Annotated in this window: 17 protein-coding genes, 1 tRNA gene and 1 pseudogene; 13 read left to right on the top strand and 6 right to left on the bottom strand. The window is 69.2% G+C overall.

Annotation, left to right across the window (positions count from 1 at the left end; all coding sequences use genetic code 11):
* Window positions 1-106: 106 nt before the first annotated feature.
* Window positions 107-1,858, bottom strand: a complete 1,752-nt coding sequence (locus tag ACFVYS_RS28815; RefSeq protein WP_389506663.1) for a lytic transglycosylase domain-containing protein — start codon at window positions 1,856-1,858, stop codon at window positions 107-109.
* Window positions 1,859-2,214: 356 nt separating this feature from the next.
* Here ACFVYS_RS28815 and ACFVYS_RS28820 point away from each other — a divergent pair, with 356 nt between their 5' ends.
* Window positions 2,215-3,159 (top strand): DUF4184 family protein, encoded by a 945-nt coding sequence (locus ACFVYS_RS28820; protein ID WP_389506665.1) that lies wholly within the window; start codon window positions 2,215-2,217, stop codon window positions 3,157-3,159.
* Here the strand turns inward: ACFVYS_RS28820 and ACFVYS_RS28825 are convergent.
* Both ACFVYS_RS28825 and polA read right to left on the bottom strand, forming a co-directional pair.
* Entirely contained in the window at window positions 3,125-3,562 is a 438-nt protein-coding gene (locus ACFVYS_RS28825; protein WP_389506667.1) for a hypothetical protein, read from the bottom strand. The genes ACFVYS_RS28820 and ACFVYS_RS28825 overlap by 35 nt on opposite strands.
* A gap of 267 nt (window positions 3,563-3,829) precedes the next feature.
* Window positions 3,830-6,553, bottom strand: a complete 2,724-nt coding sequence (polA, locus tag ACFVYS_RS28830; RefSeq protein WP_389506669.1) for a DNA polymerase I — start codon at window positions 6,551-6,553, stop codon at window positions 3,830-3,832.
* Between the two features lie 230 nt (window positions 6,554-6,783).
* Between polA and ACFVYS_RS28835 the strand changes: the two genes are divergently transcribed.
* The 9 genes from ACFVYS_RS28835 (at window position 6,784) to ACFVYS_RS28875 (ending at window position 16,793) form a co-directional block, all read left to right on the top strand.
* Window positions 6,784-9,063 carry an FdhF/YdeP family oxidoreductase gene (locus ACFVYS_RS28835; RefSeq protein ID WP_389506671.1) on the top strand — a complete coding sequence of 760 codons (2,280 nt, stop codon included), beginning with the start codon at window positions 6,784-6,786 and terminating at the stop codon, window positions 9,061-9,063.
* A gap of 51 nt (window positions 9,064-9,114) precedes the next feature.
* Window positions 9,115-9,603, top strand: a complete 489-nt coding sequence (locus ACFVYS_RS28840) for a PaaI family thioesterase (RefSeq protein WP_389506673.1) — start codon at window positions 9,115-9,117, stop codon at window positions 9,601-9,603.
* Window positions 9,604-9,678: 75 nt separating this feature from the next.
* The gene (locus tag ACFVYS_RS28845; RefSeq protein WP_389506675.1) at window positions 9,679-10,104 is read left to right on the top strand and encodes a hypothetical protein; all 426 of its coding nucleotides are present in this window, start codon (window positions 9,679-9,681) and stop codon (window positions 10,102-10,104) included.
* Complete coding sequence (locus ACFVYS_RS28850; protein ID WP_389506677.1) at window positions 10,101-10,790, top strand: Tat pathway signal sequence domain protein; 690 nt, start codon at window positions 10,101-10,103, stop codon at window positions 10,788-10,790. The genes ACFVYS_RS28845 and ACFVYS_RS28850 overlap by 4 nt, the downstream gene beginning before the upstream one ends.
* A gap of 271 nt (window positions 10,791-11,061) precedes the next feature.
* Entirely contained in the window at window positions 11,062-12,288 is a 1,227-nt protein-coding gene (locus tag ACFVYS_RS28855; protein WP_389506678.1) for a branched-chain amino acid ABC transporter substrate-binding protein, read from the top strand.
* A 110-nt stretch (window positions 12,289-12,398) separates the two neighbouring features.
* Complete coding sequence (locus ACFVYS_RS28860) at window positions 12,399-13,331, top strand: branched-chain amino acid ABC transporter permease (protein ID WP_020131828.1); 933 nt, start codon at window positions 12,399-12,401, stop codon at window positions 13,329-13,331.
* Between the two features lie 5 nt (window positions 13,332-13,336).
* Entirely contained in the window at window positions 13,337-15,163 is a 1,827-nt protein-coding gene (locus ACFVYS_RS28865; RefSeq protein ID WP_389506680.1) for a branched-chain amino acid ABC transporter permease, read from the top strand.
* Window positions 15,164-15,168: 5 nt separating this feature from the next.
* Complete coding sequence (locus ACFVYS_RS28870) at window positions 15,169-16,080, top strand: ABC transporter ATP-binding protein (RefSeq protein WP_389506681.1); 912 nt, start codon at window positions 15,169-15,171, stop codon at window positions 16,078-16,080.
* Window positions 16,077-16,793: an ABC transporter ATP-binding protein gene (locus ACFVYS_RS28875; protein ID WP_389506683.1), complete on the top strand. Its 717-nt coding sequence runs from the start codon at window positions 16,077-16,079 to the stop codon at window positions 16,791-16,793. The genes ACFVYS_RS28870 and ACFVYS_RS28875 overlap by 4 nt, the downstream gene beginning before the upstream one ends.
* 90 nt (window positions 16,794-16,883) lie before the next feature.
* On the opposite strand, the gene ACFVYS_RS28880 is transcribed toward ACFVYS_RS28875, so the two are convergent.
* Complete coding sequence (locus ACFVYS_RS28880; protein WP_020131824.1) at window positions 16,884-17,540, bottom strand: ANTAR domain-containing response regulator; 657 nt, start codon at window positions 17,538-17,540, stop codon at window positions 16,884-16,886.
* A gap of 103 nt (window positions 17,541-17,643) precedes the next feature.
* Here ACFVYS_RS28880 and ACFVYS_RS28885 point away from each other — a divergent pair.
* Both ACFVYS_RS28885 and ACFVYS_RS28890 read left to right on the top strand, forming a co-directional pair.
* Window positions 17,644-17,716: transfer RNA gene (locus ACFVYS_RS28885), tRNA-Leu, on the top strand.
* 107 nt (window positions 17,717-17,823) lie between these two features.
* A pseudogene (locus ACFVYS_RS28890) lies at window positions 17,824-18,604 on the top strand (helix-turn-helix domain-containing protein).
* 10 nt (window positions 18,605-18,614) lie between these two features.
* Here the strand turns inward: ACFVYS_RS28890 and pyk are convergent.
* Together pyk and ACFVYS_RS28900 are read right to left on the bottom strand one after the other, a co-directional pair.
* Window positions 18,615-20,051: a pyruvate kinase gene (gene pyk / locus ACFVYS_RS28895; protein WP_389506685.1), complete on the bottom strand. Its 1,437-nt coding sequence runs from the start codon at window positions 20,049-20,051 to the stop codon at window positions 18,615-18,617.
* Between the two features lie 147 nt (window positions 20,052-20,198).
* Window positions 20,199-20,900: an SIMPL domain-containing protein gene (locus tag ACFVYS_RS28900; RefSeq protein WP_389506687.1), complete on the bottom strand. Its 702-nt coding sequence runs from the start codon at window positions 20,898-20,900 to the stop codon at window positions 20,199-20,201.
* Between the two features lie 149 nt (window positions 20,901-21,049).
* Between ACFVYS_RS28900 and ACFVYS_RS28905 the strand changes: the two genes are divergently transcribed.
* Window positions 21,050-22,861 carry a bifunctional metallophosphatase/5'-nucleotidase gene (locus ACFVYS_RS28905; RefSeq protein ID WP_389506689.1) on the top strand — a complete coding sequence of 604 codons (1,812 nt, stop codon included), beginning with the start codon at window positions 21,050-21,052 and terminating at the stop codon, window positions 22,859-22,861.
* The last annotated feature ends 69 nt before the right edge of the window (window positions 22,862-22,930 follow it).

Here is a 22,930-nt window from a genome sequence, read left to right on the forward strand (position 1 = left end):
CCCCTGTGGAGACAGGGGCGCCGCCGTCGTCGTTCGCAGCGGAGCCTGAGCGGAGTCCTGAGCGGAGTCCGGCGCAGGGCCCTCGGGAGGGCTACGAGCGGGAGGGTTACGAGCCGGTGGTCGTCGACTCCGACTCGCTGGGCGTCGGGCTGGGCGTGGAGGTCTCGGCTGCCGTGACGGTGAGTTCGACCGTCAGGGTCGCTCCGCCCGTCGTGGTGATGCGCAGCAGATAGGTGCCGGCGGTGTCGTCCGCGTAGAGCGCGGGCAGCTCCAGCAGGCCGTTCGCGTCCGTCTGGAGGTCCAGGGTGCGGACGGGGTTGCCGGCGGCGTCCTTGAAGTAGGGGCCCTTGTCGTTCGTGGTCGTGTCGTCGGCCGACTTGATCAGGGTGGCGGTGGCCGCCACCTTGTCCGCGACGGCGCCCTTGTAGGTGGCCTTCACCTCGACCCGGTCGGCGAACTCTCCGCCGGCGGTGCAGGTCAGCGCGGTGCTGCCGGTGCGGGCGAGCGTGTCGGCGGCACGGGCGGTGACGTTGGCCTTGTAGTCGAGGGCGGACAGCGTGCGGCCGAGGACCGTGGCGCGGACGGTGAAGCCGCCGGTCTTCTCACCCGCCCGGAGGGCGGGCGCCAGGGCGACGCCCCTGGTGTCGGTGACGATCGTGGCGACGCTCTCGCCGCCCGTGAACGTGGCGTCGGTGTCGCCGACGATGGTGAAGCGGATCCTGACCTTGGCGACGGCCTTGCCGGCCGCGGTCTCCGCGCGGGTGCTGACGCGTTCGGTGAACACGTCGCCCGACATGGCCGTGAGGCTCGCCGTGCCCGCGTCCTCGAGGTGGCCGACCGTCTCGGTCGGCGTCGGCGTCGGGGTCGGGGTCGGGGTCGGGGTGCCGGGCGTCGACGGAGTGCCGGGCTTGCCGGGCGTCGACGGCTTGCTCGGCGTGTCGGGCGTACTGGGGGTGGCGGGGGTGCTGGGCGTCGACGGGGTGGACGGCGAGGTGGGCGTGTAGCCGGTGCCGTCGTCGCTGCGGTTGTCCGGCACGGTACCGGTGCCGTTGGGGATCTCGTGCGTGCCCTTGCGGTAGTACTCCAGCCACGACAGGACGGTGTTCAGGTAGTCCGTCGAGTTGTTGTAGCTGAGGATCGCGCTGCGCATCCCGGACGTGGCCGACATGTCCCAGTCGTAACGGCACAGGTAGTGGCCGGCGGCGAGCGCGGCGTCGTAGATGTTGTTGGGGTTCTTCTTGCCGTCGGCGTTGCCGTCGCGGCCCGCCCACGCCCAGGTGGACGGAATGAACTGCATCGGGCCCACGGCACGGTCGTAGGTGCTGTCGCCGTCGTACGCGCCGTTGTCGGTGTCGCTGATGTTCGCGAAGCCGACGCCGTTGAGGACCGGGCCGAGGATCGGCGAGATGGTGGTGCCGTCGGCGGTCACATTGCCGCCGCGGGCCTGGCCCGACTCGACCTTGCCGATGGCGGCGAGCAGTTGCCAGGGCAGGTTGCAGCCGGGCTTGGACTGCGCCAGCTCCGCCTCGGCCTTCTTGTAGGCGTCCAGGACGGTCGCCGGGATGCCCGCCTCCGTGGTGCTGGTGGCGGCCGGGGTGGTGGAGGAACTGTCGCTCGGCGCCGGGTTCGGACTCTTCAGCGGCGGCAGGTCCGTGTAGTACGGCGAGTTGCCGGTGGCGCTGTCACCGATGCCGCTGCCGTTGTCGGCGGACGACGGGGTGTCGGCGGCGGTCTGTCTGCCGTGACCGTCGGCCGTGACGTCCGGTGCCTGGGACGCGGCCAGAGCCGCTACCGCCAGTGCGGCCACAGTCGTGTTGACCGCTCCCTTGCGCAGCCTCGTGCCGAAATGCGCCGACATGAAGTGAAACCCTCCCGTGGACGCGGTACGCCCGTCTCTTCGCCTGCACCCTGCCGTTACGGCTGTTGCCACTGTTGTGGCCGTTGCCGCTGCCGCCGCCGTCACCGGTGTGACGATCAACCCGCTCCGACGGTTGCACTCATGGGCGGTTTGCCCTGCTCTGCTCTTCTGTTCGACGCGCCCTCGGGCATGCCGACCCAGGCGACCCTACGACAACTTCTTTTGCACCGGCACCCGTTCGGGTGCCGTTTTCACCAGCCGGCCATGCGCCGTTGGCCGGGAACCAGGCCCCGCATACTGGACGTCGTAGATCATCGGGCCGACCGGCCCGTCAACGTCCGCCCCCGGGAGCTCCGTTGCCGTTCACGCTGAGTCATGCGGCGGCCGTGCTGCCCGCCCTGCGCGCCGACGGCACCGGCCGCGGGTCATTCGTGCCGGGCGCCCTGGTGGCGGGCTCCTTCGCTCCCGACATGACCTACTACGCGGCGAGTGTCCTGTCCGGGGCCATGCAGTTCGGCGACGTCACGCACTCCCTCCCCGGCGTGTTCACGGTGGATGTGCTCGTCGCCTGGGTGCTGGTGGGGCTCTGGCTGCTGGTGCGCGAGCCGCTGGTGGCACTGCTGCCGCGGTCCCGGCAGGGCCGGACGGCCACGCTGACCCGCTGCGGTGCGCCACGCGCGCGTGTACGGCCGTCCACCGTCGGGTGGTGGTACGTCTCCGCGGCGCTCGGCGCGCTGACCCATGTGGTGTGGGACGCGTTCACACACCTCGACCGCTGGGGCATGCGGCTGTTCCCCGTCCTCGGCGAGGACATCGCCGGCTCGCCCCTGTACTGGTACCTCCAGTACGGGGGTTCGGCCGTGGCCGCGGTCGTGCTCGCCGCGTTCGTGACGTACGCGCTGCGCCGGGCGCCGGCCGGCGAGCCGGTGGGGGTCGCGGTGCTGTCGGCGCGGGACCGGTGGTGGGCGGGTGCCGTGATCGGCGGTTGCGCACTGGGCGCGGCGGTACGGCGGGCGACGCGGTGGTGGGAGTACTGGGGCGCACGCGAGGCGAAGCCGTGGGAGCTCATCCCGACGCTGTGCTTCGGGGCGGGGGCCGGGCTGGTGCTGGGGGTGCTGCTGTACGCGGTCTGCGTGCGGCTGTGGCGCCCGGCTCGTGCGGCCCGCCCGGCTCATCCGGCTCATCCGGCCGCCCGGGATGCCGGCGCCGGGCCGCCGGAAGCGGACGCAGACACAGACGCAGACGCAGACGCAGACGCAGACGGGGTCAGTGTGCGGCGGAGTCGCCCGGGCGTTCGGTGACGGGGGTCGCCGTCGCGACGAAGAGGGGGATGCGACGGACCGTACGGCGGCCACGGAGGTGGCCGAGGACGCCGAGGGCCGCTGCCACATGACCGCGTACCGCCTCGGCCCACGGGCGCCGCCGGCTGCCGCTCCGGGAAATGAACCCGTCGAGGAACCGGGTCAGGACCCGGGGCGGAACCCGGGGCAGGAACCGGGTGAGAGCCGGACCGCGGAACCGTGCGGTGGCCGCGCGCAGGGCCGCGCCGGGGGCCCACGGGATGCGGGGCGTGGCGGCGTCGGGCGCGAGGGCGGGACGCGGCCGGGTCCGGGAAGCCGCGCCGGGCCGGGACCACGGGTTCGCGGCCACCGTGGCGAGAACGCGTGCGTGGGCCTTCCGGCGGCGGAGCATGCGTATACCCATGGCGGCATCCTGGTGGCCAGGTCCCGGCAGGGGCCTGTTCTCGGGGGCCACGCGGGTGAGGGCCCTTCGGGGGATGTACCGGCGGTGACCGGGCTCCTCGCGACGCACCGGCTCATACGGCACCGGCTCGTACGGCACCGGCTCCCACGAGGCACGCGAAGGGGCCCTGCCGCGACGGCAGAGCCCCTTCCAGCTGGTCCGGCTGGTCCGGAGGAGAGCGGCGGGCCGCCCCGGGCGGAGGCCAGTGCGCCGCCGCCCCGGCGGAGACTAGTGCGCCGCCGACTCCCAGTCCGCGCCCGCGCCGACCGACACGTCCAGCGGGGCCCTGAGCCGGACGGCTTGGGCCATCTCCCGGCGGAGCAGCTCCTCGACCGCCGTCCGCTCGCCGGGGGCGATCTCCAGGACGATTTCGTCGTGGACCTGGAGCAGCATGCGGGACTTGAGGTCCGCCGCGCGCAGGGCCGCGTCCACCTTGAGCATGGCGATCTTGACGATGTCCGCCGCCGTGCCCTGGATCGGCGCGTTGAGGGCCATGCGCTCGGCCGCCTCGCGGCGCTGGCGGTTGTCGCTGTTGAGGTCGGGCAGATAGCGGCGGCGGCCGAAGAGCGTCGCCGTGTAGCCCGTCGCCCGTGCCTCGTCGACCGCGCGGCGCAGGTAGTCCCGGACGCCGCCGAAGCGCTCGAAGTAGGCGTCCATCAGGCCACGGGCCTCGCCCGCGTCGATGTTCAGCTGCTGGGACAGGCCGAACGCCGACAGACCGTACGCCAGGCCGTAGGACATCGCCTTGATCTTGCGCCGCATCTCCGCGTCCACCGCGCCGGGCTCCACGCCGAACACCTGGGAGGCGGCCGTGGTGTGCAGGTCCTCGCCCGAGGTGAACGCCTCGATGAGGCCCGCGTCCTCCGACAGGTGCGCCATCACGCGCAGCTCGATCTGGCTGTAGTCGGCCGTCATCAGGGACTCGAAGCCCTCGCCGACGACGAAGCCGCGGCGGATCGCCCGACCCTCGTCGGTGCGGACGGGGATGTTCTGGAGGTTCGGGTCCGTGGACGACAGCCGGCCGGTGGCGGCGACGGTCTGGTTGAACGTGGTGTGGATGCGGCCGTCCGCGGCGATCGTCTTGATCAGGCCTTCGACGGTGACCCGCAGCTTCGCCTGTTCGCGGTGGCGGAGCATGATGACCGGCAGCTCGTTGTCCGTCTGGCCCGCGAGCCAGGCCAGGGCGTCGGCGTCGGTGGTGTAGCCGGTCTTGGTCTTCTTCGTCTTCGGCAGGCCCAGCTCCCCGAAGAGGACCTCCTGGAGCTGCTTGGGCGAGCCCAGGTTGAACTCGTGCCCGGCCGCCGCGTGCGCCTCCTTCACGGCCTGCTGGACGGCGCCCGCGAACATCTGCTCCATGGCCTCCAGGTGGGCGCGGTCGGCGGCGATGCCGTGCCGCTCCAGGCGGGCCAGGAGGGCGGAGGTCGGCAGCTCCATGTCGCGCAGCAGGTCGGCCGCGCCGACCTCCTCCAGCCGGCCGCGGAACGCCTCGCCGAGGTCGACGATCGTGCGGGCCTGCACCATGAGGGCCTCGGCCTCGGCGCTGTCGTCCGCGCCGAAGGCGAGCTGGCCGTCGGCCGCGGCGGCCGGGGCCAGCTCACGGCCCAGGTACTCCAGGGACAGCGCGTCCAGGTCGAAGGAGCGGCGGCCCGGCTTGACCAGGTAGGCGGCCAGCGCCGTGTCCATGCCGACGCCGGCGACGGACCAGCCGTGCTCGGCGAAGACCCGCATGGCGCCCTTGGCGTTGTGCAGGACCTTGGGGCGGTCCTCGGCGGCGATCCAGGCCGCCCACGCCGTCTCGTCGGCCTCGTCGAGCTCCGCCGGGTCGAACCAGGCGGCCGCTCCCCCGGCCGCGGCGAGCGCGATCTCGGCGACCGAGCCGGCGCCCAGCGCCCAGGCGTCGACGGTGGCGACGCCGAGGGTGTCGGTGCCGTGCTCCGCGAGCCAGCCGGCCAGCTCGCCGGTGCCCAGCACCGTGCCGTCCAGCTCCACCCCGGCGGTGATCACCGGTGTCGCCTCGGCCTCCTCGCCGCCGGGGTCGACCGCGAACAGCCGCTCGCGCAGGGACGGGTTCCTGATCTCCAGGGTGTCCAGGATCATCGCGACGGTCGTGCGGTCGTACGGGGCGCGCTCCAGCTCGACGACCGTCTTCGGCAGCTCGACGGTGGTGACCATCTCGGTGAGGCGGCGGTTGAGCTTGACGGCCTCCAGGTGGTCGCGCAGGTTCTGCCCGGCCTTGCCCTTGACCTCCTCGACGCGCTCGACGAGCTCCGCGAACGAACCGAACTGGTTGATCCACTTCGCGGCCGTCTTCTCACCGACGCCGGGGATGCCCGGCAGGTTGTCGGACGGGTCGCCGCGCAGCGCCGCGAAGTCGGGGTACTGGGCGGGCGTCAGCCCGTACTTCTCGACGACCTTCTCCGGCGTGAACCGGGTCAGCTCCGAGACGCCCTTCGTCGGATACAGCACCGTGGTGTGCTCGGACACCAGCTGGAAGGAGTCACGGTCGCCGGTGACGATCAGCACCTCGAAGCCCTCGGCCTCGGCCTGGGTGGCGAGCGTGGCGATGACGTCGTCCGCCTCGAAGCCGTCCACCGCGAACCGGGACACGTGCATCGCGTCGAGCAGCTCGCCGATCAGCTCGACCTGGCCCTTGAACTCGTCCGGTGTCTTGGAGCGGTTCGCCTTGTACTCGGTGAACTCCTCGGAGCGCCAGGTCTTGCGGGACACGTCGAACGCGACCGCGAAGTGCGTGGGCGCCTCGTCACGCAGGGTGTTGGCCAGCATCGACGCGAAGCCGTAGATCGCGTTCGTCGGCTGGCCCGTCGCGGTGGTGAAATTCTCCGCGGGCAGCGCGAAGAACGCGCGGTAGGCCAGCGAGTGCCCGTCCATGAGCATCAGGCGGGGCCGGCTGCCGGCGGGAGTATCGGTCTTCTTCGCTGCTGTCTCTGCCACGCCCCCGATCCTGCCACGCCCCACTGACACTCGGTCCCGGCCACCACGGCTCACGGGATCCCCAGGGCCGTCGGCCGGCCGTTGTCCGCCGGCACCGGCCGTTGTCCGCCGGCCGCTGTCCGCCGCAAGCTTTGCTCCCGCCCGCCGACCGGCCCGCACGTGAACGCTGTCGGTGCCTCGTGCGAGGATCGTCGCCGTCCGTGGCACAGGCGAGCGAAGGAGAGCGCGCGATGGCAACGAAGCCGCCCAAGGCCGATCCGGTCCAGGACGCTCCGCAGGTCGCCGAGCCGAAGCACGTCGCGGCGGGCCTGCCGGCCGTCGGGCACTCCCTGCGCATGGCCCAGCAGCAGATGGGTGTGAAGCGCACCGCGCTGACCCTGCTGCGCGTCAACCAGAAGGACGGCTTCGACTGCCCCGGCTGCGCCTGGCCCGAGCCCGAGCACCGGCACACCGCCGAGTTCTGTGAGAACGGCGCGAAGGCGGTCGCCGAGGAGGCGACCCTGCGCCGGGTCACCCCCGAGTTCTTCGTCGCGCACCCCGTCGCCGACCTCGCCGGCCGCAGCGGCTACTGGCTCGGCCAGCAGGGCCGCCTCACCCACCCCATGTACCTCCCCGAGGGCGGCGAGCGCTACGAACCGGTGACCTGGGAGCGCGCCTTCGACATCATCGCCGAGGAGACCGCCGCGCTCGCCTCTCCCGACGAGGCCGTCTTCTACACCTCGGGCCGCACCAGCAACGAGGCCGCGTTCCTCTACCAGCTCTTCGCCCGCGAACTCGGCACGAACAACCTCCCGGACTGCTCCAACATGTGCCACGAGTCGTCCGGCTCGGCCCTGTCGGAGACCATCGGCATCGGCAAGGGCAGCGTCCTGCTCGAGGACCTCTACCAGGCCGACCTGATCATCGTCGCCGGGCAGAACCCGGGCACCAACCACCCGCGCATGCTGTCCGCGCTGGAGAAGGCCAAGGCGGGCGGCGCGAAGATCATCAGCGTGAACCCGCTGCCCGAGGCGGGTCTGGAGCGCTTCAAGAACCCGCAGACCGCCAAGGGCCTCACCGCGGGCGCCTCGCTCACCGACCTCTTCCTGCAGATCCGTATCGGCGGCGACCAGGCCCTCTTCCGCCTCCTCAACAAGCTCGTCCTCGACACCGACGGCGCGCTCGACGACGCGTTCATCGCCGAACACACCCACGGCTTCGAGGAGTTCGCCGACACGGCCCGCGCCGCGGACTGGGACGAGACGCTCACCGCGACCGGCCTCACCCGCGCGGAGATCGAGGAAACGCTGCGCATGGTGCTCGCCTCCGAGCGCACCATCGTCTGCTGGGCCATGGGCCTCACCCAGCACAAGCACTCCGTGCCGACGATCCGCGAGGTCGTCAACTTCCTTCTGCTGCGCGGCAACATCGGCCGCCCGGGCGCGGGCGTGTGCCCGGTGCGCGGCCACTCGAACGTGCAGGGCGACCGCACCATGGGCATCTTCGAGCGGCCCGCGCCCGCCTTCCTGGACGCCCTGGAGAAGGAGTTCGGCTTCGCTCCCCCGCGCGAGCACGGCTTCGACGTCGTCCGCGCGATCCGCGCACTGCGCGACGGCGAGGCGAAGCTGTTCTTCGCGATGGGCGGCAACTTCGTCTCCGCCTCCCCGGACACCGAGGTCACCGAGGCGGCCATGCGGCGCGCCCGGCTGACCGTGCACGTGTCGACGAAACTCAACCGCTCGCACGTCGTGACGGGAGCGCGGGCCCTGATCCTGCCGACGCTCGGCCGCACCGAGCGCGACCTCCAGGGCGGCGGCGAGCAGTTCGTGACCGTCGAGGACTCCATGGGCATGGTGCACGCCTCACGCGGCCGCCTCGCGCCCGCGAGCGCGCACCTGCTGTCCGAGCCCGCCATCGTCTGCCGCCTCGCGCGCCACGTGCTCGGCGAGGACAGCAAGGTGCCGTGGGAGGAGTTCGAGAAGGACTACGCGACGATCCGCGACCGCATAGCGCGCGTGATCCCGGGCTTCGACGACTTCAACGCGCGCGTGGCCCGCCCCGAGGGCTTCACCCTCCCGCACGCCCCGCGCGACGAGCGCCGCTTCCCCACCGCGACCGGCAAGGCCAACTTCACCGCGGCCCCGGTCGAGTACCCGAAGCTGCCCGAGGGCCGGCTGCTGCTGCAGACGCTGCGCTCGCACGACCAGTACAACACCACGATCTACGGCCTCGACGACCGCTACCGGGGCATCAAGAACGGCCGCCGGGTGGTCCTGGTCAACGCCGAGGACGCGCGCGCCCTCGGGCTCGCCGAGGGCTCCTACGTGGACTTGGTGAGCGAATGGCGGGACGGGGTGGAGCGGCGGGCGCCCGGTTTCCGGGTCGTGCTGTACCCGACCAGCCGGGGCTGCGCGGCCGCGTACTACCCGGAGACCAACGTCCTGGTCCCGCTGGACGCGACCGCCGACACCAGCAACACCCCTGCCAGCAAGTCCGTCGTCGTCCGTCTGGAACAATCGGCTACCGACTGAGCGTTTGCTTAAGTCACGCTGGACTGTGATCGACGAACGGAGCCGGGCCCCATGGGCGAGCAGCAGCACGTGAAGTTCCCGCAAGAGGTCATCGACGAGTACGACGCCCTCGGCATCGACATCCTGGCCCTGTTCTCCGCCGGCCACCTCGGCAACCGCATGGGCGTGGAGATCGTCGAGGCCTCCGCCGACCGGGTCGTCGGCACCATGCCGGTCGAGGGCAACACCCAGCCCTACGGCCTGCTGCACGGCGGCGCCTCCGCCGTCCTCGCCGAGACCCTCGGCTCGGTCGGCGCCATGCTGCACGGCGGCAGCACCAAGATCGCGGTCGGTGTCGACCTGAACTGCACCCACCACCGCGGAGTCCGCTCCGGCCTGGTCACCGGCGTGGCCACGCCCGTGCACCAGGGGCGCTCCACCGCGACGTACGAGATCGTGATCAGCGACCAGGAAGGCCGGCGCGTGTGCACCGCGCGACTCACCTGTCTGCTGCGCGACGTCCGGGCCGGCGACGGCGCGCAGGTGCGCGCCGCTCACTGACGGCACCGGCGCTCCGCAGGGTCACCCACGCGCGGCCGTTGCCCACCGCCACCGCGGCGGCCTAGCGTCGGGGGCATGACCACGGGAGGAGCCCCACGGGCGGGGGCGGTGGGGCGGCTGCCCGGACCGGCGTTACCGGCGGCCTTGTCGGCGGCCTTGATGGCGGTCCTGCTGGCGACCGGCTGCGGAGCCTCGGGGAGCGCCGACGCGAGCGGCACCCCGACGGCGTCCGCTTCCACCACCTCGCCCGAGGAACTGTGCTCCCGCATCGTCGCCCACTGGTCGCGCGAGGTCCTGGACAGCACCGCCTACGGGGACTACCAGTCGATGGGGCTGTCCAACGGGCAGTACGAGATCCTGCGGACCGTCGTGGACGCCGCGCGGGCCGTGAAGAAGCGTCAAGGGGCCGACGCGGCGGACGAGTTGATCGACCGCGAGGCGGGCCGGGGCTGCGCGGACCGGTACCGCTCCGGCGGCCCGACCGAGGGGCCCTGGCAGTGAGCGGCGTCGGCCCCGTGGAGCCCGGCGAGGGCACGCACGCGTGGGAGACCGCCGAGGGCGCCCACACCCCCGTCCGCACCGACGCCCTCGACCCGAGCATCCTCGGCCCGGACGCCTCAACTCCCGCCGTCCGCCCGCTCCGTCGACTCGTCCGCTTCCATGCCGCGCACCGCCGGGCCGCGTCGGCCGTCCTCGGCGCGGTGGTCCTCCTCGCGGGCGGCGGCTACCTCTACGCGACGCGGCCGCACGACACCGAACAGGCGGCCCCCGCACCGCCGTTCCCGTCCCAGGTGGTGGACGTCAGCTACCTCGGTGAGGTCGCCGTACCGCCCGGCACCCGCCCTCGCACCTTCGCCTTCGACATCGTGCTCGGCGTGGAGTCCGGCCCACCCGTCACCGTGACCCGAGTCGCTCAGCCGTACCTCGGACTTTCCCTGACCTCGGCCCCCCGCGCCCCCTTCAGGACAAAAGCGGGTTCCGCCCGCAAGGTCGTCCTCACCATGCGGGTAACGGAATGCGGAAAAGTGCCTAAGAACGTCGGACTCCCTTTCGTAGACGTAACTCTACGTAATGCGCGCGCAATACAAGTCCACAGTTTCATCCTCGGCACCCGCTATGCGCACGACCTGTCCGCGGCCCTACAAGTCGCCTGCAGCAACGAATCAAGTAATCACCAAAACGCCTGAGACGCCTGAACGCACCCGGGTTCGTCCTGCACGTTCTCACCATGTGGACAGGGCGAATCGGCCTGAATTCAGCCGTTCCACCCACCAAGTACCGCTCTGCATTACCTCGTGTCATAACAAGAGCGTCACAGCATCGGTCAGACCCTCCTCCCCGTCAGCTTCACCCGCTTAGAGTCACGCCCAGTCACCGCGCTGCTGGAATACCCCTTCGGCCCAGCGCTCGACTCGGCCTCTTCCAGGGGGGAGAGCCGCCCAGGGAAAGGACTGGAACGTGCGTCAACGTTCGCTCATCGCCATTACCGCCGCGCTGTCCGCAGGAGCACTCACCCTCACCGCTTGCGGTTCGCGAGACAGCGACGACAAGGGCTCCGACAGCGGCGGCACCACCGTCACCATCGGTATCGACGCCCCGCTGACCGGCGACCTGTCCGCGCTGGGCCTCGGCATCAAGAACTCTGTCGACCTCGCCGCCAAGACGGCCAACAAGCAGAAGTACGTCGACGGCATCACCTTCAAGGTCGAGGCGCTCGACGACCAGGCCCAGCCGTCCTCGGGCCAGCAGAACGCCACCAAGCTCGTCGCCGACAAGTCCGTCCTCGGCGTGGTCGGCCCGCTGAACTCCTCCGTCGCCGAGTCGATGCAGAAGGTCTTCGACGACGCCAAGCTCGTCGAGGTCTCCCCGGCCAACACCAACCCGGCGCTCACCCAGGGCACCGACTGGGCGACCTCCAAGAAGCGCGTCTACAAGTCGTACTTCCGCACCGCGACCACGGACGCCATCCAGGGCCCGTTCGCCGCGCAGTACCTGATCAACGACGCCAAGAAGAAGAAGGTCTTCGTCATCGACGACAAGAAGACCTACGGCGCCGGCCTCGCCGGAACCTTCACCGAGGAGTTCAAGAAGCTCGGCGGCACGGTGGCCGGCACCGAGCACATCAACCCGGACAGCAAGGACTTCTCGGCCATCGCCACCAAGGTCAAGACCTCCGGCGCCGACGTCGTCTACTACGGCGGCGAGTACCCCCAGGCCGGCCCCCTGAGCAAGCAGATCAAGGCCGCCGGCGCCAAGATCCCCGTGGTCGGCGGTGACGGCATCTACAGCGCCGACTTCATCAAGCTGGCCGGCGCCACCGCCGCCGGCGACCTCGCCACCTCCGTCGGCGCCCCGGTCGAGCAGCTCCCCTCCGCCAAGGAGTTCGTCGCCAACTACAAGACCGAGGGCTACAAGGAGGCCTACGAGGCCTACGGCGGCTACTCCTACGACTCGGCCTGGGCGATCATCGAAGCCGTGAAGAAGGCCGTCGACGACAACGACGGCAAGCTTCCCGACGACGCCCGCGCCAAGGTCACCGCCGCCATGCAGAACGTCTCCTTCGACGGTGTGACCGGCAAGGTCTCCTTCGACGAGTTCGGTGACGCCACCAACAAGCAGCTCACCGTCTACGCCGTCGAGAACGGTGCCTGGAAGCCGGTCAAGTCCGGCACCTACTCCGGCTGACCCACCCCGCATCACACGAGCCGCGCGGGGCGCTGTTCCACTGGCGCCCCGCGCGAACTCACATCCGGACACACACGTCGAAATTATCCGAACGTCTCGGAGGACATGCGGTGAACGAACTGCCGCAGCAGCTGGTCAACGGCCTGCTACTGGGATCCATGTACGGGCTGGTCGCCATTGGCTACACAATGGTCTACGGCATCGTCCAGCTCATCAACTTCGCCCACGGCGAGATCTTCATGACGGGCGCATTCGGGGCTCTCTCCGTCTACCTCTGGGTCCTGCCGAACGGCACGACCATGTGGATAGCCCTGCCGCTCATGCTCATCGGCGCCATCCTGGTCGCCGTCCTCGTCGCCATCGGAGCGGAACGGTTCGCCTACCGCCCCCTGCGCGGCGCACCCCGTCTCGCCCCCCTCATCACCGCCATCGGCCTCTCCCTGGCCCTCCAGCAGGCGGTCTGGGCCTGGTACCCGGAAGCCACCTCGGCCCGCACCTTCCCCCAGATCGAAGGCGGCCCCTTCCACATCGGCGACGTCACCATCCAGACCGGTGACATCTTCCTCCTCGCCGCCGCCCCCATCAGCATGGCCGTCCTCGCCTACTTCGTCATGAAGACCCGCACCGGACGCGGCATGCAGGCCACCGCGCAGGACCCGGACACCGCCAAGCTCATGGGCGTCAACACCGACCGCATCATCGTGATCGCCTTCGCCCTCGGCGCCGTCTTCGCCGCCATCGGCGGTGTCGCCTACGGCCTCAAGTACGGCCAGATCGACTACCGCATGGGCTTCATCCTCGGTCTCAAGGCCTTCACCGCAGCCGTCCTCGGCGGCATCGGCAACATCTACGGCGCCATGATCGGCGGCGTGGTCCTCGGCATCGCCGAAACCCTGGCCACCGCCTACATCGCCGACATCCCCGGCATGGACAAGTTCGGCAGCCAGTCCTGGGCCGACGTCTGGGCCTTCGTACTTCTCATCCTCGTACTGCTGTTCAGGCCACAGGGCCTGCTCGGCGAGCGCGTCGCGGACAGGGCGTGACACCGATGACCACACAGACCACCGCACCCGAGACCCCGAGCACCCCCGCCTCCGGGCCGGCCACCGGCCTCATCGGCATCCCGGCACACCTCGGCCGCGCCCTCGCCACCGGCGGCGGCGCCCTCACCGTCGTCTCCACCTTCCTCGCCTGGACCTGGACCTCCGCCTTCCCCGGCGACCTCACCGTCTACGGCTACCCCGGCGGCCTCCAGGTCCTCGCCCTCATCGGCGGCGCCCTCACCACCCTCTTCGGCCTGTCCTCCTACGGCGTGAAGGGGCTGCGCTGGCTCACCCCGGCCGGCGCCGACGGCGCGATCAAATTCGCCGCACTCGCCGCCTTCGCCACCGTCTGGTACACGGTCATCGCCATCACCGTCGACCTCGGCGGCATCGTCAACCTCGAGCCCGGCGGCTACATCGCCGCCCTCGCCACCCTCGCCGCCTTCCTCGGCGCCCTCGCCCTCCCCTTCGAGCGCCCCGAACCCGAACCCCACGACCCGGACGACACCGGCTGGGACCTCTTCCGCCACCGCCTCCGCGCCGGCCGGGACACCACCAAGGCAGCCTTCGCCGGCGGCACCGCCCGCACCCTCGGCACCCTGCCCTCCTACGCCGAGATCCTGATCATCGTCGCCGTCCTCGGCCTCGGCCTCACCGTCTTCACCTACGGCATCGGCACCGAGTACGACGAACTCTTCATCGGCTTCCTGATCACGGCCGCCTTCGGCTTCGCCGCACTCAACAAGTCCGGCCTCGTCGCCCAGGCCAGCCAGATCTCCGCCCGCCACCAGAACATCACCATCTGCGGCGCCTTTGTCGCCGCCGCGATGTTCCCCTTCACCCAGACCGACGACCAGTACGCCACCGTCGGCGTCTACATCCTCATCTTCGGCACCGTCGCCCTCGGCCTCAACATCGTCGTCGGCCTCGCCGGCCTCCTCGACCTCGGCTACGTCGCCTTCCTCGGCGTCGGCGCCTACGCCGCCGCCATGGTCTCCGGCTCCCCCAGCTCCCCCTTCGACGTGCACTTCCCGTTCTGGGCCGCCGTCCTCGTGGGCGCCGCCGCCTCCCTCGTCTTCGGCGTCCTCATCGGCGCCCCGACCCTGCGACTGCGCGGCGACTACCTCGCCATCGTCACCCTCGGCTTCGGCGAGATCTTCCGCATCACCGCCAACAACCTCGACGGCACCTCCGGCCCCGACATCACCAACGGCTCCAACGGCATCTCCTCCATCCCGAACCTCAACATCCTCGGGTTCGACTTCGGAGTCGAACACGCCATCGCCGGATTCACCATCGGCCGCTTCGCCAACTACTTCTTCCTGATGCTCGTCATCACCGCCGTCGTCGTCCTGGTCTTCCGACGCAGCGGCGACTCGCGCATCGGCCGCGCCTGGGTCGCCATCCGCGAAGACGAGACCGCCGCCCTCGCCATGGGCATCAACGGCTTCCGCGTCAAGCTCATCGCCTTCGCCGTCGGCGCCTCCCTCGCCGGCCTCGCCGGCACCGTCCAGGCCCACGTCACCTACACCGTGACCCCCGAGCAGTACCTCTTCGCCGGCCCCATCCCGCCCAACTCCGCCTTCCTGCTCGCCGCAGTCGTCCTCGGCGGCATGGGCACCATCAGCGGCCCCCTCATCGGCGCGGCACTGCTCTTCCTCATCCCCAACAAGCTCCAGTTCCTCGGCGACTACCAGCTCTTCGCCTTCGGCCTCGCCCTCATCCTGCTGATGCGCTTCCGCCCCGAGGGACTCATCCCCAACCGGCGCCGCCAGCTCGAGTTCCACGAGGACGCGGAAGCTCCCACCGTCCTGACCAAGGCAGGGGCCTGACCACCATGACCACCGACACCACCACCACGGCCCCTGCCGCCCCTGTCGGCGAAAGGGTCCTCGAAGCCCGCGGCGTCACCATGCGCTTCGGCGGCCTCACCGCCGTCCGCGACGTCGACCTCCACGTCAACGCCGGAGAAATCGTCGGCCTCATCGGCCCCAACGGAGCCGGCAAGACCACCTTCTTCAACTGCCTCACCGGCCTCTACATCCCCACCGAAGGCGAAGTCCGCTACAAGGGCACCGTCCTGCCGCCCAAATCCTTCAAGGTCACGGCCGCAGGCATCGCCCGCACCTTCCAGAACATCCGTCTGTTCTCCAACATGACCGTCCTGGAAAACGTCCTCGTCGGCCGCCACACCCGCACCAAGGAAGGCTTCTGGTCGGCCGTCCTGCGGCTCCCCTCCTTCCACCGCGCCGAAGCAGCCAGCCGCGAACGCGCCATGGAACTCCTGGAGTTCATCGGCCTGGAGAACAAGGCCGACCACCTCGCCCGCAACCTGCCCTACGGCGAACAGCGCAAGCTCGAAATCGCCCGCGCACTCGCGAGCGAGCCCGGCCTCCTCCTCCTGGACGAGCCCACCGCCGGCATGAACCCCCAGGAAACCCGCGCGACCGAAGAACTCGTCTTCGCCATCCGCGACAAGGGCATCGCCGTCCTCGTCATCGAGCACGACATGCGCTTCATCTTCAACCTCTGCGACCGCGTCGCCGTACTCGTCCAGGGCGAGAAGCTCGTCGAAGGCGACAGCGCGACCGTCCAGGGCGACGAACGAGTGGTCGCCGCCTACCTCGGCGAACCCTTCGAAAACGCCCCCGGCGACGAAGAAATAGCCGAAGTCGAGGCCGCCGAAGCGAAAGCCGAGAGCGCCGCCACCCCGACGGACGCCGCGCCCGGCAAGGAGAACGACCGATGACCGCACTGCTCGAAGTCGAGGACCTCCGGGTCGCCTACGGCAAGATCGAAGCCGTCAAAGGCATCTCGTTCAAGGTCGAGGCCGGCGAGGTCGTCACCCTGATCGGCACCAACGGCGCCGGCAAGACCACCACCCTGCGCACCCTGTCCGGTCTGCTCAAGCCCGTCGGCGGCCAGATCAAATTCAACGGCAAATCGCTGAAGAAGATCCCCGCCCACGACATCGTCTCGCTCGGACTCGCCCACTCCCCCGAGGGGCGGCACATCTTCCCGCGCATGACGATCGAGGACAACCTCCGCCTCGGCGCCTTCCTCCGCAGCGACAAAGCCGGCATCGAAAAGGACATCCAGCGCGCCTACGACCTCTTCCCCATCCTGGGAGAGCGCCGCAAGCAGGCCGCCGGCACCCTCTCCGGCGGCGAACAGCAGATGCTCGCCATGGGCCGCGCCCTCATGTCCCAGCCCAAACTGCTCATGCTGGACGAACCCTCCATGGGCCTCTCCCCCATCATGATGCAGAAGATCATGTCCACCATCGTCGAGCTCAAGGCCCAGGGCATGACCATCCTGCTCATCGAGCAGAACGCCCAGGCCGCCCTGTCGCTCGCCGACCACGGCCACGTCATGGAGATCGGCAAGATCGTCCTCTCCGGCTCGGGCCAGGACCTCCTCCACGACGAGTCCGTCCGCAAGGCGTACCTCGGCGAGGACTGAGCACCCCCCTCGCGACACCACTCGCACACGACGAGGCCCGCGCCCCTTCTCCGGGCGCGGGCCTCGTCGTTTCGTAAGCGGCTAAGCCGGTCAGCCCTTGGACGACTTCTTCTCGTCCGCGTCCTGAATGACCGCCTCGGCGACCTGCTGCATCGACATCCGCCGGTCCATCGACGTCTTCTGGATCCACCGGAACGCGGCCGGCTCCGTCAGCCCGTACTCCGTCTGCAGAATCGACTTCGCCCGGTCCACCAGCTTGCGGGTCTCCAGCCGCAGCGTGAGGTCCGCGACCTCGTTCTCCAGCTCCCGCAGCTCCGTGAACCGCGAGACGGCCATCTCGATCGCCGGCACGACGTCACTCTTGCTGAACGGCTTCACCAGGTACGCCATCGCACCGGCGTCCCGCGCCCGCTCGACGAGATCGCGCTGCGAGAACGCCGTCAGCATCAGCACCGGCGCGATGCGCTCCTCGGCGATCTTCTCCGCGGCGGAGATACCGTCCATCTTGGGCATCTTCACGTCCAGGATGACCAGGTCCGGCTTGTGCTCACGGGCCAGCTCGATCGCCTGCTCACCGTCACCGGCCTCGCCTACGACGCTGTAGCCCTCCTCCTCCAGCATCTCCTTGAGGTCGAGACGGATCAGCGCCTCGTCCTCGGCGATGACGACACGGGTCGTCAGCGGAGGCACGTGCGACTTGTCGTCGTCGGGCGCGTCCACGGGCTGGGGCGACTCGGGGGCGGTCACGGGGGCTCCTCGTTCAGGGCACAGGGGTACTGCTGACAAGAGCCTACCTAGCTGCGGTAAGGTAGTGACACAGCGGGTGACCGCTGACCTTCGTTTCGAAGGGGCCCCGGTAGCCCAGCGGTAGAGGCCATGGATTCAAAACCCATCCAGCGTCGGTTCGAATCCGACTCGGGGCACTTTTCCTTGGTTCCCAAGGTCACGAAAGAAAAGCGGATGTTCCCGTTCTCGTGAACATCCGCTTTTTTGCCGCGTGTCGTCGCGACCTCCTGCTCAAAGTGGCCGCATGGAACCGCACAACTCTTCGATTCGCGCCCAAGCCGTCGCACTCATGCGCCAAGGTGTCACCAATCGTGTGGTAGCTGAGCGTCTGAACATTCCACGCGGCACCGTCGGCTGGTGGCGCAGCGAGGACCGCAAAGGCCGTGACGAGAAATACGAGCAGCCGACGGACTGCCCCAAATGCACGGGCCACGAGTTCGGTGAGATCGCGTACGCCTACCTGCTGGGCCTCTATCTCGGGGACGGCCACATCGTCTCGAAGCCAAAGCAGCATCACCTGTCCATCTTCTGCAACGCGACGCAGACCGGACTGATCGCCGCAGCCGAAGAAGCCATGCGCAAGGTGATGCCGCTCCCGAGCGTCAGCCAGCGCCACAAAACAGGCTGCGTCGAGGTGAAGTCGTACACAAGGCACTGGACTTGCATGTTCCCCCAGCACGGCCCCGGCAAGAAGCACGAACGGCCCATCGTCCTCGAACCCTGGCAGCAGGCCATCGTCGACGCCCACCCCTGGGAGTTCGTCCGGGGTCTCATCCACTCCGACGGGTGCCGTATCACGAACTGGACGACCCGCACGGTCGCTGGTGAGCGCAAGCGCCTACGAATACCCTCGGTACTTCTTCACCAACGTCTCCGACGACATCCGGCGGCTCTTCACCGACACCCTCGAAAAGCTGGGCATCGAGTGGACGCACTGCACCCGCAACGGGAACCCCTACAACATCTCCGTCGCCAAGAAGGCGCACGTCGCCCTACTCGACACCCACGTAGGCCCCAAGCACTGACCCGATCCCCCTACTTCGGGCTGTCGTCCTCTCCGACGTGGTGGACTCGGACCAGGTTGGTCGAGCCCGAGACCCCGGTGAGTGAACCCGCCGTGATGACCACCACGTCGCCCTTCCGGCAGCGGCCGTACCGCAGGAGCAGCTCGTCCACCTGGTCGACCATCGCGTCCGTGGAGTCCGCGTGCGGGCCGAGGAACGTCTCGACGCCCCAGGTCAGGTTGAGCTGGGAGCGGGTGGCCGGTTCCGGGGTGAAGGCGAGGAGGGGGATCGGGGAGCGGTAGCGGGAGAGGCGTCGGACGGTGTCACCGGTCTGGGTGAAGGCGACGAGGAATTTGGCGTCGAGGAAGTCGCCGATCTCGGCGGCCGCTCGGGCGACGGCGCCGCCCTGGGTGCGGGGTTTGTTGGAGTCGGTGAGGGGCGGGAGGCCTTTGGCGAGGATGTCTTCCTCGGCCGCTTCGACGATTTTCGCCATGGTGCGGACGGTCTGGATGGCGTGTTTGCCGACGCTGGTCTCGCCGGAGAGCATCACCGCGTCGGTGCCGTCGATGACGGCGTTGGCGACGTCGGAGGCTTCGGCGCGGGTCGGGCGGGAGTTCTCGATCATGGAGTCGAGCATCTGGGTGGCGACGATGACGGGCTTGGCGTTGCGCTTGGCCAGCTTGATCGCGCGCTTTTGGACGATGGGGACCTGTTCGAGGGGCATCTCGACGCCGAGGTCGCCGCGGGCGACCATGATTCCGTCGAAGGCGGCCACGATGTCGTCGATGTTCTCGACGGCCTGGGGCTTCTCGATCTTGGCGATGACGGGGAGGCGGCGGCCTTCGTCGTCCATGATGCGGTGGACTTCGAGGATGTCCCGGCCGGTGCGGACGAAGGAGAGGGCGATGACATCGAAGCCGGTGCGGAGCGCCCAGCGGAGGTCTTCTTCGTCTTTTTTGGAGAGGGCGGGGACGGAGACGGCGACGCCGGGGAGGTTGAGGCCCTTGTGGTCGGAGATCACGCCGCCTTCGATGACGCGGGTGTGGACGCGGGGTCCGTCGACGTCGGTGACTTCGAGGCAGACTTTGCCGTCGTCGACGAGGATGCGTTCGCCGGTGGTGACGTCGGCTGCGAGGCCGGCGTAGGTGGTGCCGCACCTGTGGCGGTCGCCTTCCACGCCTTCTTCCACGGTGATGGTGAAGGGGTCGCCGCGTTCAAGGAGTACGGGGCCTTCCGCGAAGTTGCCGAGGCGGATCTTCGGGCCCTGAAGGTCGGCGAGGAGGCCGACGCTGCGGCCGGTTTCGTCGGAGGCCTTGCGGACGCGCTGGTAGCGCTCCTCGTGCTCGGCGTGGCCGCCGTGGCTGAGGTTGAAGCGGGCTACGTCCATTCCGGCGTCGACCAGGTCTTTGATCTGGTCGTATGTGTCGGTGGCGGGGCCCAGGGTGCAGACGATTTTTGCTCGGCGCATGTTTCGAGCTTATGTCTTACCGGTGGGTAGGGAATTCGGAGGCCATGGCCGTCCAACAACCTTTGGGTGAAGGGTTGTTGTCAACTAATAAATTGTGCGGGCTGCCGCTCTGATGAGCAGTTTTCCCTTTTCCTCGAATGGGTCAATTCAGAGGCGTGGTGGATTCATCGTGAACTGTGCGCTGATCTCGGCGCGGACCTGGATGCGCTGGGGTTCGAGGTCGAGGGGTTCGGGGGTCTCGGTGTCGGCTTCGGTGGCGGCCATGGAGAAGCGGACGGCGCGGCGGTCGAAGGCGGCGCGGGGGCGTCCGCCGTTGGTGCCGGTGTCGGCGAGTTCGAGGAGGGCGGCGACGGTGGTGCCGAGTGCTTCGGCGTATTCGTTGGCGCGTTGGACGGCTTCGCGTACGGCTTGCTGGCGGGCTTGGCGGTGGACGGGTGAGGTGGGGCGGAGTTCCCAGGTGGGGCCGTCGATTCGGGTGAGGTCGAGGTCGGCGAGGCGGGTGGTGAGTTCGCCGAGGGTGGTGAAGTCGTTGAGTTCGGCGGTGAGGTGGATGGTGCCGTGGTGGGTGCGGACGCGTTCGCCTCGGCCGCGTTGGGTGAGTTCGGGGGTGAGGGTGAGGGTGCCGGTGGAGAGGTTTTCGACGGCGTCGCCGTAGGACTTGATGAGGTCGAGGGTGGTGGTGTTGCGGCGGGTGAGGTCGTCGAGGGTGGTGCGGCGGTCGCGGCCGCGGGCGGTGAGGGTGATGCCGATGCGGGCGATCTCGGGGGCGACGTCGAGTTCGGCCTCGCCGCGGACTGTGAGGAGGGGGGCGTCGGGTGTGCCGTACGGGGAATTCTGCGGGGAGGTCATACGTCCTACCTTGTCATGGCTTTCCCTGGTGCCTGGGGGGAGTTGACCGTGCTGGTCACCAGATCGAAACCTCCTGGACCTGTTGCCGTCGGTCATGCCCGGGTCAGAATCTACGCGCGTCGTTGACCTTTCCCCGAGGAGCATGAGACATGCCGTTGAATCGCCGGAAGTTCCTGAAGAAGTCCGCTGTGACCGGGGCGGGGGTGGCGATCGCGGGTGGTGCGGTGGCGCCGGCGCATGCGGCCGAGGCGAAGAAGCCGGGGAAGCCGGTCAAGCAGCCGAAGCGGTATGCGCTGACGGTGCTGGGGACGACGGACCTGCATGGTCACGTCTTCAACTGGGACTACTTCAAGGACGCGGAGTACAAGGACGCGGCCGGTAACGCGCAGGGGCTGGCGCGTATCTCGACGCTGGTGAACCAGATCCGTGCGGAGAAGGGGCGCGAGAACACGCTGCTGCTGGACGCGGGTGACACGATCCAGGGCACTCCGCTGACGTACTACTACGCGAAGGTGGATCCGATCACCGCCAAGGGTGGTCCGGTGCATCCGATGGCGCAGGCGATGAACGCGATCGGGTATGACGCGGCGGCGCTGGGCAATCACGAGTTCAACTACGGCATCGAGACGCTGCGGAAGTTCGAGTCGCAGTTGCGGTTCCCGCTGCTCGGGGCGAACGCGGTGGACGCGAAGACGTTGAAGCCGGCGTTCCAGCCGTATGTGATCAAGACGTTCTGTGTGAAGGGTGCGCCGCCGGTGAAGGTGGCGGTGCTGGGGCTGACGAACCCGGGTATCGCGATCTGGGACAAGGCGTATGTGCAGGGCAAGCTGGCGTTCCCGGGGCTGGAGGAGCAGGCGGCGAAGTGGGTGCCGAAGCTGAAGTCGCTGGGTGCGGATGTGGTGATCGTGTCGGCGCACTCGGGTTCGTCGGGTACGTCGTCGTACGGTGATCAGCTGCCGTATGTGGAGAACTCGGCGGCGTTGGTGGCGCAGCAGGTGCCGGACATCGACGCGGTGCTGGTGGGTCATGCGCATGTGGAGATTCCGGAGCTGAAGGTCGTCAACGCGAAGAGCGGGAAGACGGTCGTGTTGTCGGAGCCGTTGGCGTATGCGGAGCGGCTGTCGGTGTTCGATGTCGAGCTGGTGTTCGAGAAGGGGCGGTGGACGGTCGAGTCCGTTTCCTCGAAGGTGCTGAACTCCAACACGGTCGCGGACGACCCGAAGATCACGAAGCTGCTGGGTGACGAGCACGCGAAGGTGGTGGCGTACGTCAACCAGGTGGTGGGTTCGGCGACGGAGACGTTGACGACGGTGGAGGCGCGGTACAAGGACGCGCCGATCATCGACCTGATCACGAAGGTGCAGGAGGACGTCGTCAAGGCGGCGTTGGCGGGTACGTCGTATGCCTCGCTGCCGGTCATCGCGCAGGCGTCGCCGTTCTCGCGGACGTCGGAGATCCCGGCCGGCGAGGTGACGATCCGGGACCTGTCGAGCCTGTACGTGTACGACAACACGCTGGTGGCGAAGTTGATGACGGGTGCGCAGGTGCGGGCGTACCTGGAGTACTCGGCGCAGTACTTCGTGCAGACGGCCGCGGGTGCGGTGGTCGACACGGAGAAGCTGACGAACGCGGCGGGACGTCCGGACTACAACTACGACTATGTGTCGGGTCTGGTGTACGAGATCGACATCGCGCAGGCGGCGGGTTCGCGGATCAAGAACCTGACGTACAACGGGGCGGCGTTGGACGATGCGCAGCAGTTCGTGCTGGCGGTGAACAACTACCGGGCCAATGGTGGTGGCGCGTTCCCGCATGTGGCGTCGGCGCAGGAGTTGTGGGCGGAGTCGACGGAGATCCGTACGCGGATTTCGGAGTGGGTGACGGCGAAGGGTGTGCTGGATCCGAAGGACTTCGCGTCGGTGGACTGGAAGCTGACGCGTGACGGTACGCCGGTGTTCTAGGGGTTCTTGAGCTCTCCGGTTTCCTGGGGCGGTGTGTCGTGCGGTGGCCTGGTCGGTCACCGTGTGCGC

It is taken from the genome of Streptomyces sp. NPDC058295 (genome assembly GCF_042880655.1).
In the GTDB taxonomy this organism is placed as follows: domain Bacteria; phylum Actinomycetota; class Actinomycetes; order Streptomycetales; family Streptomycetaceae; genus Streptomyces; species Streptomyces coriariae.

Bases quoted from the DNA above. Each gene is read 5' to 3' on its own strand.
- ACFVYS_RS28815 (WP_389506663.1), bottom strand. From the start codon at position 1,858: ATGTCGGCGCATTTCGGCACGAGGCTGCGCAAGGGAGCGGTCAACACG.
- ACFVYS_RS28825 (WP_389506667.1), bottom strand. From the start codon at position 3,562: ATGGGTATACGCATGCTCCGCCGCCGGAAGGCCCACGCACGCGTTCTC.
- ACFVYS_RS28835 (WP_389506671.1), top strand. From the start codon at position 6,784: ATGGCAACGAAGCCGCCCAAGGCCGATCCGGTCCAGGACGCTCCGCAG.
- ACFVYS_RS28840 (WP_389506673.1), top strand. From the start codon at position 9,115: ATGGGCGAGCAGCAGCACGTGAAGTTCCCGCAAGAGGTCATCGACGAG.
- ACFVYS_RS28845 (WP_389506675.1), top strand. From the start codon at position 9,679: ATGACCACGGGAGGAGCCCCACGGGCGGGGGCGGTGGGGCGGCTGCCC.
- ACFVYS_RS28865 (WP_389506680.1), top strand. From the start codon at position 13,337: ATGACCACACAGACCACCGCACCCGAGACCCCGAGCACCCCCGCCTCC.
- ACFVYS_RS28870 (WP_389506681.1), top strand. From the start codon at position 15,169: ATGACCACCGACACCACCACCACGGCCCCTGCCGCCCCTGTCGGCGAA.
- ACFVYS_RS28875 (WP_389506683.1), top strand. From the start codon at position 16,077: ATGACCGCACTGCTCGAAGTCGAGGACCTCCGGGTCGCCTACGGCAAG.
- pyk (WP_389506685.1), bottom strand. From the start codon at position 20,051: ATGCGCCGAGCAAAAATCGTCTGCACCCTGGGCCCCGCCACCGACACA.
- ACFVYS_RS28900 (WP_389506687.1), bottom strand. From the start codon at position 20,900: ATGACCTCCCCGCAGAATTCCCCGTACGGCACACCCGACGCCCCCCTC.
- ACFVYS_RS28905 (WP_389506689.1), top strand. From the start codon at position 21,050: ATGCCGTTGAATCGCCGGAAGTTCCTGAAGAAGTCCGCTGTGACCGGG.